Here is a 13,729-nt window from a genome sequence, read left to right as displayed (position 1 = left end):
ACACAACTCCGAGTCGAGTTCACTCCACGGCGCGCGAAGCGACCGTGGTCCTCACACTGCCGCGGCACGACCTGGAATCCGTCGGCTGCCGCCGCGCCGTTGCAGCGCGACCACATCGGCCCGACGGTGGATTCGCCGGGCACAAAACTGCAGTTCAACGCCAGTGTTAATGCGGTACGTGCCCCCGGTCAGAGTCGAACTGACACTGGACGGATTTTGAGTCCGCTGCCTCTGCCGGTTGGGCTACGGGGGCGTCCGGGGCAGAACTCTACGCGATCACCTCAAACCCGTGCGCGAGGGTTGGCGCTACCGGGTGATGTCAGCGCCGTCACGTCCAGCCTGGGGTCCACTCCGGTTACGCGACGGTACGCTTCAGGCTTCCCGTTTCCGGTAGCAAGGAGGACCCCGGTGACCGATGTGGCTACCGAGGCCCAAGGTCCCGCTCCCCGTCGGGTGCTGGTGGCCGAGGATGAGGCGTTGATCCGGCTCGACCTGGTCGAGATGCTCCGGGAAGAGGGGTACGAGGTCGCCGGTGAGGCTGGGGACGGCGAGGAGGCCGTGCGGCTGGCCGGTGAGCTCAAGCCCGACCTGGTGATCCTCGACGTCAAGATGCCCAAGATGGACGGCATCGAGGCCGCCACCATGATCGCCGGTGAGCGGATCGCCCCGGTTGTCATGTTGACCGCGTTCAGCCAGCGAGACCTGGTCGAGCGGGCCCGGGACGCCGGCGCGATGGCGTATCTCGTCAAGCCGTTCGCCAAGCACGACCTGGTGCCCGCGATCGAGTTGGCCGTCAGCCGGTTCTCCGAGTTGCAGGCACTGGAGACCGAGGTCGCCGGCCTGACCGAGCGGTTGGAGACGCGCAAGGTCATCGAGCGGGCCAAGGGGCTGCTGATGAGCAAGCAGGGCCTTTCCGAGCCGGAGGCTTTCCGCTGGATCCAGCGCACCGCGATGGACCGCCGGACCACGATGAAGGCCGTCGCCGAAGCCGTGGTGGAGAACATCAACTAGACGACGGTGAACGCCTCCACCCCCGACGTCCGATCCCCGTTCACCCCGATCACGCGCACCTCCAGCACGTGCCTCCCCGGCGTGAAACCGTTGAGCGACAACGGGATCGTGTAGGTCCCGCCCGGTGACGGGCCGCCGTCCGACGTCGGCAGTCCGGCGAGCATCCGCCCGTCGGCCCACAGCTGGAAACCCTGCACGCCCGCCACCGCCCCGGTGTCCCATTGGGACCGTTCCCCCGCGAGCCGCACGGTGACCACGAGCCTGCCCTGGGGCGACACGGTCGGCGCGGGCATCGGGACGCCGCCCGAGTCGCCCAGTTCGATCGACACGATGGGCAGGGCGTCGCGGGTGGCGCGGCTGGCTCCGCGAGTGGCGTCCGCCGGTGGGGGAGCTGCCAGGGACAGCTCCAAGTAGCTCTCCTGGACCACCGCGTCCGGTTCCGCCCCTGGCGCGCGCACCACGAACGGGCTCAGCGCCTCCCCGTCGACGCCGAGCAGCGCCTGCGGGACCTCGGCGATCACCGTTACCGATGACCCGGCCGACCGGGGCGGACCCGGCACGGCGGGTGGCGCGGGCAGCACGTCGCCGCCCAGTTGGATCGTCGCCGCGCTCGCGTCCATCAAGCCGGACACGGTCATCGTGACCACGATCCGCGCCGACAGCGCGTCCGCCAGCAGCCGTCGCGAGACCCCCAGGGCCGGGGCGGGCGCGTCCGGCGCGAGCACCTGCCTGGTGGCCAGGTTGACCGACCGCTCCACCACCGACGGCACCGCCGCGGGCGGTCCACTGAACCCCGCGGCGGCGACATGCACGCGCGCACGCAACCCCTGCGGCCCGCGCATCCCGATCAGCGCCGACGCCTCCGACCAGCGCGGAACCGCGCCCGACACCCCGACCGTGCGCCCGTCCTGCAGCACGAACACGCCGGACGTCGTCACCCGCACCTCGAACAGGTGCAGCACGCCGCCCCCACGGGCGGGCACGGTGGGCGACACCTGCGCGGTCACGGTCCGCTGGTCCAGCCCGGCGCCGGTGTTGACCCGCACGCCCGCGTCGTCCACCAGCACCCGGATGGCCCCCGCGGGCAGCGTCGGGTCCTCGCCCGCGTGCGGCGTGCTGCGGACCGCGCCGACCCGGTCGGCCGGTCCCGGCACCAGGTCGAGCGTGAGCCGCCCACCCGGGCCCGCCGCGTCGGTGAGCACCACGAACCGTCCGAGCATCCCGTCGCCGGACTCGGCCAGCCGCATCGGCTGCCGGGCGCGCAGGACCGCCTCGTCGGCGCCGCACCCCAGGTCTATCGGCAGTCCGACCTCGCCGGGCGACCGCGCGCCCAGGTCCACGCAACCCCGGTAACCGGACAGGTGCCACAGCGACCCGGGCACGTCGGCCCGCACGGACGCGTCGTCGCGGAACTCGTCGAGCAGCCCGGTCAGACCGTCACGCCACCCGACGTCGCCGCGGCCGGGCCTGCCCTCGGCGAAGGCGGGCTCGGACCGCCTGCCGAAGCCGTCGACGGCCCGCACCTCTATCCGGTAGTCGGCGCCGTCGACCAGCCCGTCGAGCTGGGTGTCCGGCGCCGCGACGAGCTTCGACCGGGCGGGTGCGCCGCCGCCTTCCCAGCGCACCTCGTACCCCGGCGCGCCGCCGTCGGCCCAGGACACCCGCAGCCTGCCGGGCGCGGGCGCCGAGGACACGTCGTGAGGCGCGGCGGGCGGCTTTCCGGGCTCCGGGAGCAGCACCCGGTCGTCAGCGAACCGACTCACCCGTTCAGGGGGTGGGTTGACGGTCGAAGGTGGCGCCGGCGGGGGTGAGTCGTCACTCGGCGTACGCAGCGTCAGAACGGCCCCTACGAGCACGGCGACCGCTCCCACCCAGACGAGCACTCGTTTTCCGCTGACCACGACCGCAGCGTATTGGCACGTCTCGCTAATGCGAACCCCATCAGGGGTCGGTGTCCGGGTGTCGAACACCAGCGCTCACTTTCGTTGCAGTCTGGTCACGAGCAGCCTAGGGGCGTGACTACTCCTCGTCAGGTCACTACTTTCCGCCCCAACCCTCAAATAGGTATGAGGGCGAGGTTCGGCATGCTGTACGGCATTGTCGGACGAAGCGGAGAAGGGACGTCACGTGCGTAACCAGACGGTGAAGGCCGCGGTGCTGGTCGCTGGCGCGTTGTTGCTCGCAGCCTGTGGCACCAATAAGGAAGAGACCGGTGCGGGCGGAGGCAACCAGGCCTGCGACCAGAGCAAGGGCACCCTGGTCATCGGCGTCATCGCGCCGCAGTCCGGTGGTCTGTCCGCGCTTGGCCTCGGCATCAAGAACTCCGCGCAGCTCGCGGCCGACCAGGCCAACGAGAAGTGCGCTGTCAAGGGCTACAAGCTCCAGGTGCAGACCGAAGACGACCAGGCGACCGCGCAGGTCGGCGCGCAGGCAGCCACCAGGCTTTCCTCTAACGCGAATGTTGTCGGCGTGATCGGCACACTGAACTCCTCGGTCGCGCAGAGCGTGCAGCCGATCCTCAAGGGCAAGAACATTCTCATGGTCTCGCCCGCCAACACGGCGCCGTCGCTGACCCGCGGCGGCGAGTACGCGACCGCGCCCAAGCGCGATTTCGAGAACTACTTCCGCGTCTGCGCCACCGACGACCTGCAGGGCCCGTTCGCGGCCAAGTACCTGGTCGGCAAGGCGGGCAAGAAGAACATCGCCATCATCACCGACGGCAAGACCTACGGTGAGGGCCTCGCGGCGGAGTTCAAGAAGCAGGCCGAGAAGGACGGCGCCAAGATCGCCGCCACGGCGAAGGTCGGCGAGCGTGACACCGACTTCTCCACCGTCATCACCAGCATCAAGGGCGCGAACCCGGACGCGGTCTACTACGGCGGCGAGTACCCGCAGGCGGGCCCGCTCTCGAAGCAGATGAAGGACGCCGGTCTGAACGTCCCGGTCATGGGCGGCGACGGCATCTTCGACCAGAAGTTCATCGACCTCGGCGGCAAGGAAGGCGACCTCGCCACCTCGGTCGGCGCTCCGACGGAGACCCTGCCCAGCGCGAAGGCGTTCATCGACGCCTACAAGGCCAAGGGCTTCAAGGACGACTACAGCGCCTACGGTGCGTTCTCGTACGACGCGGCGAACGTGATCATCGCTTCGCTCGGCAAGACCCTCGGCGACGCGGGCACGTGGGGCGAGGACAAGCGCGCCGACCTGATCAAGAACACCCAGGACTACTCCGCCCAGGGTGCGACCGGTGAGGTCAAGTTCGACAAGTACGGCGACAGCACCAACAAGCTGCTGACCGTCTACAAGGTGACCGCGGGCAAGTGGGCGGCCGACGAGACCGGCACGTTCGGCGGCTGACCCTGAAGCACTGAAGTCCCAACAGACGGACGTGGCGGGGGCGGGCAATGAAGCCTGCCCCCGCCATTCTTGGAGGTAGACGTGGCCACGCTGCTACAGCAGCTAATTAACGGCCTCGTGCTGGGCGGCTTGATCGCGCTCATCGCGCTGGGCTACACGATGGTGTACGGCATCATCCAGTTGATCAACTTCGCCCACGGCGAGGTCTTCATGGTGGGCGGGTTCGCCTCGCTCGCCACCTATTCGTACTTCATCCCCGAGAGCTGGCGGAGCGACTGGTGGGTCGCCCTTCCCTTGATGGCTCTCGGTGGTGCGCTTGTCGCCGTGATCCTCGCGGTGATCATGGAACGGTTCGCCTACCGGCCGCTGCGCAACGCGCCGCGCCTGGCGCCGTTGATCACCGCTCTCGGCGTCTCGGTGGTTCTCAAGGAAGCGGTCCGCCTGTTCTACCCTGGCGCGACCGCCCCGGTCCCCTTCCCCCGAGTCTTCGTCGACGAGCAGTACACGTTCGAGATCTTCGACGGCACGATCACCATCGGATCCACCGCGATCCTGATGATCGCCGTCTCGGTCATCGGCGCGGTCGTGCTGCAGACCTACATCACCAAGTCCCGCATGGGCCGCGCGATGCGCGCCACGGCGCAGGACCCGGACACCGCCCGGCTCATGGGTGTCAACCCGAACCGGACGATCGTCCTGACCTTCGTCATCGGCGCCGCGCTCGCGGGCATCGCGGGCGTGCTCTACGGCATCCAGATCACCAACGTGGACACCGAGGTCGGCTTCCTCTACGGCATCTTCGCCTTCACCGCCGCTGTGCTCGGCGGAGTCGGCAGCATCAAGGGCGCGGTGATCGGCGGTTTCGCCATCGGTCTGATCAAGTCGCTGGCGGGTCAGTACTTCCCCGGTGGCACGCAGTACGACCTGGTGTGGATCTTCGTCCTGCTGATCGTGGTGCTGGTGTTCCGGCCGCAGGGCCTGTTCGGTGAGCCGGAAAGGGTGCGCGCGTGAACATTCCCATCGGCTGGAAATACCTTGCCATCTTCATTCCCTCGGTGTTGGGCCTCATCGGCCTGCTGGTCCTCATCCGGTTCGCCTGGAAGAAGGGCACCGAGTACGTAACGCCTCGTCCCACTCTGTCCCGCCCGCTGTCCATAGGCGGGGCGGCGCTGGGCATCGTCGCCGCCCTGATGCCGTGGGCGACGTTCGTGCTGAACGAGGGCGCGTACCCGGACAAGTCGACCCTGCAGTTCTTCGATTCCCCATGGGCGGTCAGCGGCTTCCGGCTGCACACGCTGCTCCTGAGCCTCGTGGCGCTCGCGGTGGTCTTCGCTCCGATCCGCAAGCACCGGATTCACAAGGCGCTCGGCTGGTCGTTGATCGGCATCGCGCTGATCAACGCGGCATTCATCGCGGGCAACGGCGGCGGCTTCGGCGCGATCACCTCCGACGGCAGCTCCTTCGCGTTCGGCGCCGTCATCGGCCTGGTCGCGGGTATCGCGTTGGTGTTCTCGGGCAAGGCGGGCCCTGTCGAGCCCATCCCGCACCTGAGCACCGACGTCTCCCGGGTTGTCGCCTACGCGGTGCTGGTCGTCTCGTTCACCGCTCTGTTGCTGGGTGTCGCCATGATGCTCAACGCGGGCGGACAGGGCGGCGTGGGCAACCCGTACGCGGGTCCGATCTTCCTGTCGCTGCTGGCGTTTTTCGCCGGTGTGCTGGGCGCCTTGCACGCGGTCGGCGTCACCGGCTGGATCTCACGGTTGTCGGACAAGCACAAGTGGTTCAGCATCGTAGTGCTCCTCGCGGTGGCCCTCGGGCTGCCGTTCACCGAGGCGGGCACCGACTACTGGATGACCACGGCGACCAACATCGGTGTCTACGCCGCGACCGCGATCGGTCTGAACATCGTGGTCGGCTTGGCCGGTCTGCTCGACCTCGGATATGTCGCGTTCCTCGGCATCGGCGCGTTCGTGGCGGCGAACTTCTCCGGGGCGGCGGCGGCCAAGATGGGCTTCGAGCTTCCGTTCCTGGTGGCGGTGATCATCGCGGCCATCGTCGCGGGCGTCTTCGGCGCCGTCGTCGGCTCGCCCACGCTGCGCGTGCGCGGTGACTATCTGGCGATCGTGACGCTGGCCTTCGGTGAGATCTTCAAGAAGTCCGCCCAGAACGACATCGGTGGCCTCACCGGTGGTGCGAACGCGATCCCGGGTGTTCCCCCGATCAACTGGTTCGGCCTGTCGTTCGACAAGCCACTGGAAATCGCTGGCGTCAAGCTGCCCTCAGGTGTCATGTACTACGTCCTGATCATCGTGCTCGTCGCTCTGGTCATGGTCGTGTTCGCGAACCTCAAGAACTCGCGCATCGGCCGGTCCTGGATCGCGATCCGAGAGGACGAGGACGCCGCGCGCGCCATGGGCATCAAGACCGGCAAGGCGAAGATCCTCGCCTTCCTCATCGGCGCCACGCTGGCCGGTGTGGCCGGTGCGGTGTTCGCGCACAAGACCTCGACCGTGGCTTACGACAGCTTCCAGTTCATCGAGTCGGTGACGCTGCTCGCGGCGGTCATCCTCGGCGGCATGGGCTCCATCCCGGGCGCCGTGCTCGGTGCGGCACTGCTGCTGGTGCTGCCGGAGAAGCTGCGAGAGTTCGCCGACTACCGGCTGATCTTGTTCGGCTTCGCGCTGATCCTGATCATGCGGTTCCGCCCGCAAGGCTTGGTTCCCGATAAGCATCGACGTGCCGAGTTGGCCAATGAGGGCGCCGAAGGCGTGCCGATCGAGGAGCTCAACTTGCCTGACGACACCCCTGGCGGCGCGAAGGCGCAGGTGGCCCGATGACCGCGACCAGTAATGCGCCAGTGTTGGCGGCGTCCAATGTCACCATGGTCTTCGGCGGTCTGACCGCGCTCAAGGACGTCAACATCGAGCTGCACGAGGGCCAGATCCTCGGGCTGATCGGTCCGAACGGCGCGGGCAAGACCACGTTCTTCAACTGCCTCACGGGTCTCTACACCCCGACCCGCGGCTCGGTCCGGCTCAAGGGGCGCACGCTGCCCAGCGACCCGGCCCAGGTCACCGTCGCCGGTGTGGCGCGCACGTTCCAGAACATCCGGCTGTTCCCCAGCATGACCGCGCTGGAGAACGTCCTGGTGGGACGGCACTCGCGGATGAAGCAGGGCCCGATCGCGTCACTGTTCCACGGCCCGTCCTTCAAGAAGGGCGAGGCGGACGCGCGCACCCGGTGCCTGGAGTTGCTCGACTTCGTCGGACTGTCCGGTTTGGACGACGAACTCGCGCGGAACCTGCCCTACGGCGACCAGCGCCGCCTGGAGATCGCCCGAGCACTGGCCACCGATCCGGCGGTGCTGCTGCTCGACGAGCCCACGGCGGGTATGAACCCGCAGGAGACCGAGGCCGCCCGGCAGCTCATCCTGTCGATCCGAGAACTGGGCATCGCCGTCGTGGTCATCGAGCACGACACGAAGTTCATCTTCTCGCTGTGCGACCACGTCTCGGTGCTCGTGCAGGGTGAACTGCTGGTGGAAGGCTCGCCCGAGGTCGTCCGAGGTGACCCGCGGGTCATCGAGGCCTACCTGGGCAAGCCCCCGGAGGAGGTCCAGGCGGAGGTGGACGCGTACGCGGCGGAATCGTCGGCGGAGCGCACGTCCATCATCGAGCCCATCCGCGACCGACGTCCCAACGAGGGAGGACAGCAGTGACCGCACTGCTCGAGGTAGAAAACCTCAGCGTCGCCTACGGCGCGATCGAAGCCGTCCGGGACGTCTCGTTCTCCGTCGAAGAGGGCCAGATCGTCAGCCTCATCGGCAGCAACGGCGCGGGCAAGACCACTACGCTGCGCACCGTTTCGGGGTTGCTCCGGCCGAAGGCGGGCGACATCCGGTTCGACGGGAAGTCGATCGCCAACGCCGACGCGCACGAGATCCTGGAGCGGGGCGTCGCGCACTGTCCCGAGGGCCGCAGGCTCTTCGGCCGGATGACGGTCGAGGAGAACCTGCACCTGGGCGCCTACGTCCGCAAGGACGCGGGTGTCGCGAAGGACATGGCGCGGGTCTACGAGCTGTTCCCCGTGCTCGGTCAGCGCCGCCAGCAGAAGGCGGGCTTGTTCTCCGGTGGCGAGCAGCAGATGCTCGCCATCGGCCGGGCCATGATGGCGAAGCCGCGCCTGCTCATGCTCGACGAGCCCTCGATGGGCCTGTCGCCGATCATGACGCAGCGCATCTTCGACACCATCAAGGAACTGCAGTCGCAGGGCACCACAATCCTGCTGGTCGAGCAGAACGCTCTGGCCGCCCTCGCCCAGTCCGACCGCGGTTACGTGGTCGACCTGGGACGCACGACGCTGGAAGGCCCAGGTCACGACCTGCTGGCCGACCCCCGCGTCCGCGCGGCCTACCTCGGCGAGGACTAGGTTTCACCGTTTAAGAGCGAGGGCCGCATCCCGCACGGGATGCGGCCCTCGCTGCTTCAGCTCAGACGCACTTCTTCGTCGAGTAGTACGGGTGCTGGTTGAAGTTGCCAGTCGTGCCGGAGGGGAAGATGCCACCCCGGTTCACGTAGTTGCGCTCGTAGTACATGCAGAAGGCGCCGGCGTTGTTGTTGCGCCAACTGTGCGGGTTGACCATGCCCTGCTGTGAGAGGTCCGGCGACCTATAGAGGAAGTACGCCATCGCGCCCTGCCCGTTGTCGTACTTGAAGAGGCAGAAGTATCCCGCCGGACATCGGTCGTACCCGGTCGCCGCGGAAGCGGGTCCCGCTGAGAAGGCCATGGTCGACAGCGCGATGGCTGCCACGGCCAGCGTTCTTTTCATGATCGATATTCGCTACCCCCAGGTAGAGTTTGATCAAGAACCTCGATGCTAGCTGTTTCGGGGACCGGAATCACTAAGCCGAACGGTCGCGTTGCGGAGCGTGAGAAGTCCCGGTCTGATTGCCGCATGATCACCAATCGGCAGCCCGCCCGCATGCGGGCGTTGGGGATGGAACTGGCGGCGGCCCGGGCCCGGATGGGCTTGAACACCCGGGACGCGGCAAAGGGAATCGGAAGTTCGCCTGCGACGGTCAACCGAAGCGAAAAGGCCCGGCGGATTTCGCCGATCACAGATGTGGCCGGGCTGTTGGCGCTATACGGAGTCACTGGGGCCGATCGCCAGCGGATCCTCGAGTTGGCGCAGAACTTGGATGCGCAGGAATGGCTGGAAACCGGCGAACGGCTTCCCCGTCTGCTGCCGTTTCTGGCGGCCTTCGAATCCCAGGCGCGATCGCTGGTGGATTTCGAGCACACCGTCGTGCCTGGCCTGCTGCAAACACCCGCATACGTGCGTGCCCTCCACTCGGCCGCAGGTGTGACCGGCCCTGAGCAAGATGCGAAGGTCGCAGCGAGGCTCGACCGCCAGAGGGTACTGGCCAAACTGGCATGCCCGCGCTACACCGCGATTATCGATGAGGCCGCACTGCGGCGACCGTGTGGCGGATCAGAGGTGATGGTTCAGCAGATCAATTGGTTGATCGGCCGAGCGCAATTGCCCCACATCAATATCCATGTCATCCCGTTTCGCCACGGCATTTATCCGAATCCGGGGCCATTCATGATGATGGGATTCGCCGATGCGGAGCCGATCATCTACGTGGAGCACCTGGGGGTGGCGGGGTTCATTGATGACCCAGTTGGCACAAGCAGGTTTCAAGATCGGACTGTTACGCTGATGAGGTTCGCGCTGGGGTCCGCCGATACGGTGAACTTCCTGACCAGGATGGCGGCCGATTACGAACGGAGCTGAGACAGGGTGCACGCGAAGTGGCGGAAGTCGAGCTTCAGCCAGCCAAACGAAGCCAACTGCGTTGAAGTGGCCTGGCGGAAGTCGACCTTCAGCGCAGCCAACGAAGCCGCCTGTGTCGAGATCGCTTATTCCACCGATCTCCGCGTCCGAGACTCCAAGAACCCTGATGGCGGCACGCTGAGGTTCCCCGATTCCTCCTGGTCACCTCAGCGCCTCGCCGACCTCTAGCCCTTGTCGCCGGGTGCGCGGTCCAGGGCCACGCACGTCAGCCGGGCCGTGCAGGTGCGCTTACCGCTGTCCTCGGTCATGACGATCTCGAAAGTCGACGTCGACCGCCCCACGTGCAGCGGCGTGCACACCGCCGTCACCAAACCCTCCCGGGCCGCGCGGTGGTGCGTGCACGACAGCTCCAGCCCGACGACCACCTTCCCCTCGGGCGCGTTCAACGCCGCCGCGATCGAGCCCAGGGTCTCCGCGAGCACCGCGCTCGCGCCACCGTGCAGCAACCCGTACGGCTGCAGGTTCCCCTTGACCGGCATGGTCGCCACCAGCCGGTTCTTGTCCCACTCCGTCACCTCGATGCCGAGCTTGTCGGCGAGCAGCTGATCGGCCACTTCCGAGCGCAGACCGGGGATCTTCGACGGGTCAATCGTGCTCAAGAGGACCTCCGTGGGTGACTCCGTCGGGTGACGCTGGGTCGACCGACCCCGACTCTCGGCAAAGCTGTCAGTGCCCCAGCCTAGACTCGCGGCGTGCCAGCGCAGACCGAAACCCGACCGCTCCCCGCCACCACCACCGAAGGCCGCCGATTGCTCCTGATCGACGGGCACTCGATGGCCTACCGGGCGTTCTTCGCGCTGCCCAAGGAGAACTTCTCCACGGGCACGGGCCAGCACACCAACGCCGTCTACGGCTTCACCTCCATGCTGATCAACCTCCTGCGCGACGAAGCCCCCACGCACCTCGCCGTGTGCTTCGACGTCTCCCGCAAGACGTTCCGCAGCGAGTCGTTCCCCGACTACAAGGCCAACCGCAGTGCCAGCCCGGACGAGTTCAAGGGCCAGGTCAGCCTCATCGAGGAAGTCCTCACTGCCCTCTGCATCCCGAAGCTGGCCAAGGAGAACTACGAGGCCGACGACCTCATCGCCACGCTGACCACGCAGGCCGTGGCCGACGGGTTCGACGTCTCCATCTGTACCGGCGACCGAGACGCGTTGCAGTTGGTCAACGAGCACGTCACCGTGCTCTACCCGGTCAAGGGCGTCTCCGAACTGGCCCGCTACACGCCCGACGCGGTGCTCGCGAAGTACGGCGTCACCCCCGCTCAATACCCGGATTTCGCGGCCCTGCGTGGCGACCCGAGTGACAACCTGCCGAAGGTCCCCGGGGTCGGCGAGAAGACGATCACCAAGTGGATCCAGCAGTTCGGCTCGCTCAACGACCTGATCGACCGGGTCGACGAGGTCAAGGGCAAGGTCGGAGACTCGCTGCGCGCGAACCTGTCGGCGGTCATGATGAACCGCCAGCTCACCGAGTTGGTCCGCGACGTCCCGCTGGAGCTCACGCCGGGCGAACTCGCGGTGCGCTCATGGGACCGCGACGCCGTGCACCGGCTGTTCGACGAGCTGGAGTTCCGCGTCCTGCGTGACCGGCTCTTCGCCACCCTCACCAGCGCCGAGCCCGAGGCCGACGAAGGCTTCGAGGTCAGTGGCGGCGCCCTGGAGGCCGGTGAGCTTCCCGGCTGGTTGGCCAAGCACGCGCCGAAGGGCACCCGCATCGGGCTGTCGTTCAGGGAGGACCAGGTCGGCGTGTCCGGCCAAGCCGTCGAGCTGCGGGCGGTCGCGCTGTCCACCGCGGGCGGCGAGGGCGTCTACGTCGACGTCAGCTCGCTGACCGAGGACGACGAGCGCGCCTTCCGAGACTGGCTGGCCGACCCGGACGTCCCCAAGCTCGCCCACGACGTGAAGCGCTCGCTGCACGCCCTGCGCAACCGCGGCTGGTCCCTCGAAGGCCTGGCCACCGACACCGCCCTGGCCGCGTACCTGGTCCGTCCGGGTCAGCGCACCTTCACCCTCGACGACCTGGTTCTGCGCTACCTCAAGCGCGAGCTGCGCGTCGAGGACACGGCGGGGGAGCAGCAGCTGTCCCTCCTGGATGAAGAGGGCGACGACGACCGCAAGCTCGCCGCCGGTGAGATTTTGCGCGCCCGCGCGATCGCCGAGTTGGCCGACGCGCTCGACACGGCCCTGCGCGACGCGGGCCAGTACACGCTCCTCGGCGACATGGAGCTGCCGCTGCTGCGAGTCCTGGCCGAGTTGGAGGCGGCGGGCATCGCCGTCGACACCGAGAAGCTCAGCGAACTGGAGTCCCACTTCGCCGCCCGCGTGCGCGACGCCGAGAAGGCCGCGTTCGCCGTCATCGGCAAGGAGATCAACCTCGGCTCGCCCAAGCAGCTGCAGGTCGTCCTGTTCGACGAGTTGGAGATGCCCAAGACCAAGAAGACCAAGACCGGCTACACCACCGACGCCGAGGCGCTCACCACCCTCTACACGCAGACGCAGCACCCGTTCCTGGAGCACCTGCTCGAACACCGCGACGCGATGCGGCTCAAGATCACCGTCGAGGGCCTGCTGAAGTCGGTCGCCGACGACGGTCGCATCCACACCACGTTCAACCAGACCATCGCGGCCACCGGTCGGCTGTCCTCCACCGAGCCGAACCTGCAGAACATCCCGATCCGCACCGAAGCGGGCCGCACGATCCGCGACGCGTTCATCGTCGGCGACGGCTACGCCGAGCTGCTCACCGCCGACTACAGCCAGATCGAGATGCGGATCATGGCCCACCTGTCGGGCGACGAGGCGCTGATCGAGGCGTTCAACTCGGGCTTCGACTTCCACGCCGCCACCGCCGCCAAAGTCTTCTCCGTCTCGCCGACGGAGGTCACCGGCGAGCAGCGGGCCAAGATCAAGGCGATGAACTACGGTCTGGCGTACGGGCTCTCCGCCTACGGCCTCTCACAACAGCTGCGCATCTCCACAGAGGAGGCGCGCGGGCTGATGGACGACTACTTCGCCGGTTTCGGCGGAGTGCGTGACTACCTGCAGGAACTCGTCGGCCTGGCCCGCAAGGACGGCTACACCGAGACCATCTTCGGTCGCCGCCGCTACCTGCCCGACCTCACCAGCGACAACCGCCAGCGCCGTGAGATGGCCGAGCGGATGGCGCTCAACGCCCCGATCCAGGGCAGCGCCGCCGACATCATCAAGGTCGCGATGCTGCACGTCCAGCGAGAACTGGTCGCCACGGGCCTACGCAGCCGGATGCTGCTGCAGGTCCACGACGAACTGGTCCTCGACGTCGCTCCCGGCGAGCACGAAGCCGTGGAAGCTCTGGTGCGCAAGGAAATGGGCAGCGCCTACGAACTCCGCGTCCCCCTCGACGTCTCCGTCGGCTTCGGCCGCTCCTGGAACGAGGCCGCGCACTAGCGTCGCATGTCACAGCGTGGACAGGCCCGGGCATCCACCTAACTAGGCCGTGTTTCGAAGTCATAGCCACTCGTTG

At 67.6% G+C, this 13,729-nt stretch carries 12 protein-coding genes and 1 tRNA gene; 9 read left to right on the top strand and 4 right to left on the bottom strand.

What is annotated here, in order from left to right:
* Positions 1-179 precede the first annotated feature (179 nt).
* Positions 180-253 (bottom strand) — tRNA-Leu (locus GPZ80_RS28805).
* Between the two features lie 155 nt (positions 254-408).
* On the opposite strand from GPZ80_RS28805, the gene GPZ80_RS28800 reads away from it, so the two are divergent.
* The gene (locus GPZ80_RS28800; protein ID WP_091375380.1) at positions 409-1,011 is read left to right on the top strand and encodes an ANTAR domain-containing response regulator; all 603 of its coding nucleotides are present in this window, start codon (positions 409-411) and stop codon (positions 1,009-1,011) included.
* Here the strand turns inward: GPZ80_RS28800 and GPZ80_RS28795 are convergent.
* Positions 1,008-2,774 carry a fibronectin type III domain-containing protein gene (locus GPZ80_RS28795; RefSeq protein ID WP_187224256.1) on the bottom strand — a complete coding sequence of 589 codons (1,767 nt, stop codon included), beginning with the start codon at positions 2,772-2,774 and terminating at the stop codon, positions 1,008-1,010. The genes GPZ80_RS28800 and GPZ80_RS28795 overlap by 4 nt on opposite strands.
* Before the next feature lie 364 nt (positions 2,775-3,138).
* On the opposite strand from GPZ80_RS28795, the gene GPZ80_RS28790 reads away from it, so the two are divergent.
* From GPZ80_RS28790 to GPZ80_RS28770, 5 genes are all read left to right on the top strand, one after another.
* Entirely contained in the window at positions 3,139-4,368 is a 1,230-nt protein-coding gene (locus GPZ80_RS28790; protein ID WP_187224255.1) for a branched-chain amino acid ABC transporter substrate-binding protein, read from the top strand.
* A gap of 81 nt (positions 4,369-4,449) precedes the next feature.
* The gene (locus tag GPZ80_RS28785) at positions 4,450-5,379 is read left to right on the top strand and encodes a branched-chain amino acid ABC transporter permease (protein ID WP_187224254.1); all 930 of its coding nucleotides are present in this window, start codon (positions 4,450-4,452) and stop codon (positions 5,377-5,379) included.
* Positions 5,376-7,205: a branched-chain amino acid ABC transporter permease gene (locus GPZ80_RS33890; RefSeq protein ID WP_187224253.1), complete on the top strand. Its 1,830-nt coding sequence runs from the start codon at positions 5,376-5,378 to the stop codon at positions 7,203-7,205. Before GPZ80_RS28785 ends, GPZ80_RS33890 begins: the two co-directional genes overlap by 4 nt.
* Entirely contained in the window at positions 7,202-8,086 is an 885-nt protein-coding gene (locus GPZ80_RS28775; RefSeq protein ID WP_187224252.1) for an ABC transporter ATP-binding protein, read from the top strand. Before GPZ80_RS33890 ends, GPZ80_RS28775 begins: the two co-directional genes overlap by 4 nt.
* Entirely contained in the window at positions 8,083-8,796 is a 714-nt protein-coding gene (locus tag GPZ80_RS28770) for an ABC transporter ATP-binding protein (protein WP_187224251.1), read from the top strand. The genes GPZ80_RS28775 and GPZ80_RS28770 overlap by 4 nt, the downstream gene beginning before the upstream one ends.
* A 61-nt stretch (positions 8,797-8,857) precedes the next feature.
* On the opposite strand, the gene GPZ80_RS28765 is transcribed toward GPZ80_RS28770, so the two are convergent.
* Positions 8,858-9,196, bottom strand: coding sequence for a peptidase inhibitor family I36 protein (locus tag GPZ80_RS28765; RefSeq protein ID WP_187224250.1), 339 nt, complete (start codon positions 9,194-9,196; stop codon positions 8,858-8,860).
* 126 nt (positions 9,197-9,322) lie between these two features.
* Here GPZ80_RS28765 and GPZ80_RS28760 point away from each other — a divergent pair, with 126 nt between their 5' ends.
* A complete protein-coding gene (locus GPZ80_RS28760) occupies positions 9,323-10,165 on the top strand; it encodes a helix-turn-helix domain-containing protein (RefSeq protein ID WP_187224249.1) in 843 nt (280 codons plus the stop codon).
* A 6-nt stretch (positions 10,166-10,171) separates the two neighbouring features.
* A complete protein-coding gene (locus GPZ80_RS33060; RefSeq protein WP_187224248.1) occupies positions 10,172-10,393 on the top strand; it encodes a DUF397 domain-containing protein in 222 nt (73 codons plus the stop codon).
* Here the strand turns inward: GPZ80_RS33060 and GPZ80_RS28750 are convergent.
* Positions 10,390-10,824, bottom strand: a complete 435-nt coding sequence (locus GPZ80_RS28750) for a hotdog fold thioesterase (protein WP_187224247.1) — start codon at positions 10,822-10,824, stop codon at positions 10,390-10,392. The genes GPZ80_RS33060 and GPZ80_RS28750 overlap by 4 nt on opposite strands.
* A 174-nt stretch (positions 10,825-10,998) precedes the next feature.
* Between GPZ80_RS28750 and polA the strand changes: the two genes are divergently transcribed.
* Positions 10,999-13,653 carry a DNA polymerase I gene (gene polA, locus GPZ80_RS28745; RefSeq protein ID WP_246477588.1) on the top strand — a complete coding sequence of 885 codons (2,655 nt, stop codon included), beginning with the start codon at positions 10,999-11,001 and terminating at the stop codon, positions 13,651-13,653.
* Positions 13,654-13,729 lie beyond the last annotated feature (76 nt).

It is taken from the genome of Actinokineospora xionganensis, from assembly GCF_014323725.1.
Taxonomy (GTDB): domain Bacteria; phylum Actinomycetota; class Actinomycetes; order Mycobacteriales; family Pseudonocardiaceae; genus Actinokineospora; species Actinokineospora xionganensis.
The sequence above is the reverse complement of the archived record's forward strand: the minus strand, read 5'-3'. Positions and strand labels throughout refer to the sequence as shown.

Bases quoted from the DNA above. Each gene is read 5' to 3' on its own strand.
- GPZ80_RS28760 (WP_187224249.1), top strand. From the start codon at position 9,323: ATGATCACCAATCGGCAGCCCGCCCGCATGCGGGCGTTGGGGATGGAA.
- GPZ80_RS28765 (WP_187224250.1), bottom strand. From the start codon at position 9,196: ATGAAAAGAACGCTGGCCGTGGCAGCCATCGCGCTGTCGACCATGGCC.
- GPZ80_RS28775 (WP_187224252.1), top strand. From the start codon at position 7,202: ATGACCGCGACCAGTAATGCGCCAGTGTTGGCGGCGTCCAATGTCACC.
- polA (WP_246477588.1), top strand. From the start codon at position 10,999: ATGGCCTACCGGGCGTTCTTCGCGCTGCCCAAGGAGAACTTCTCCACG.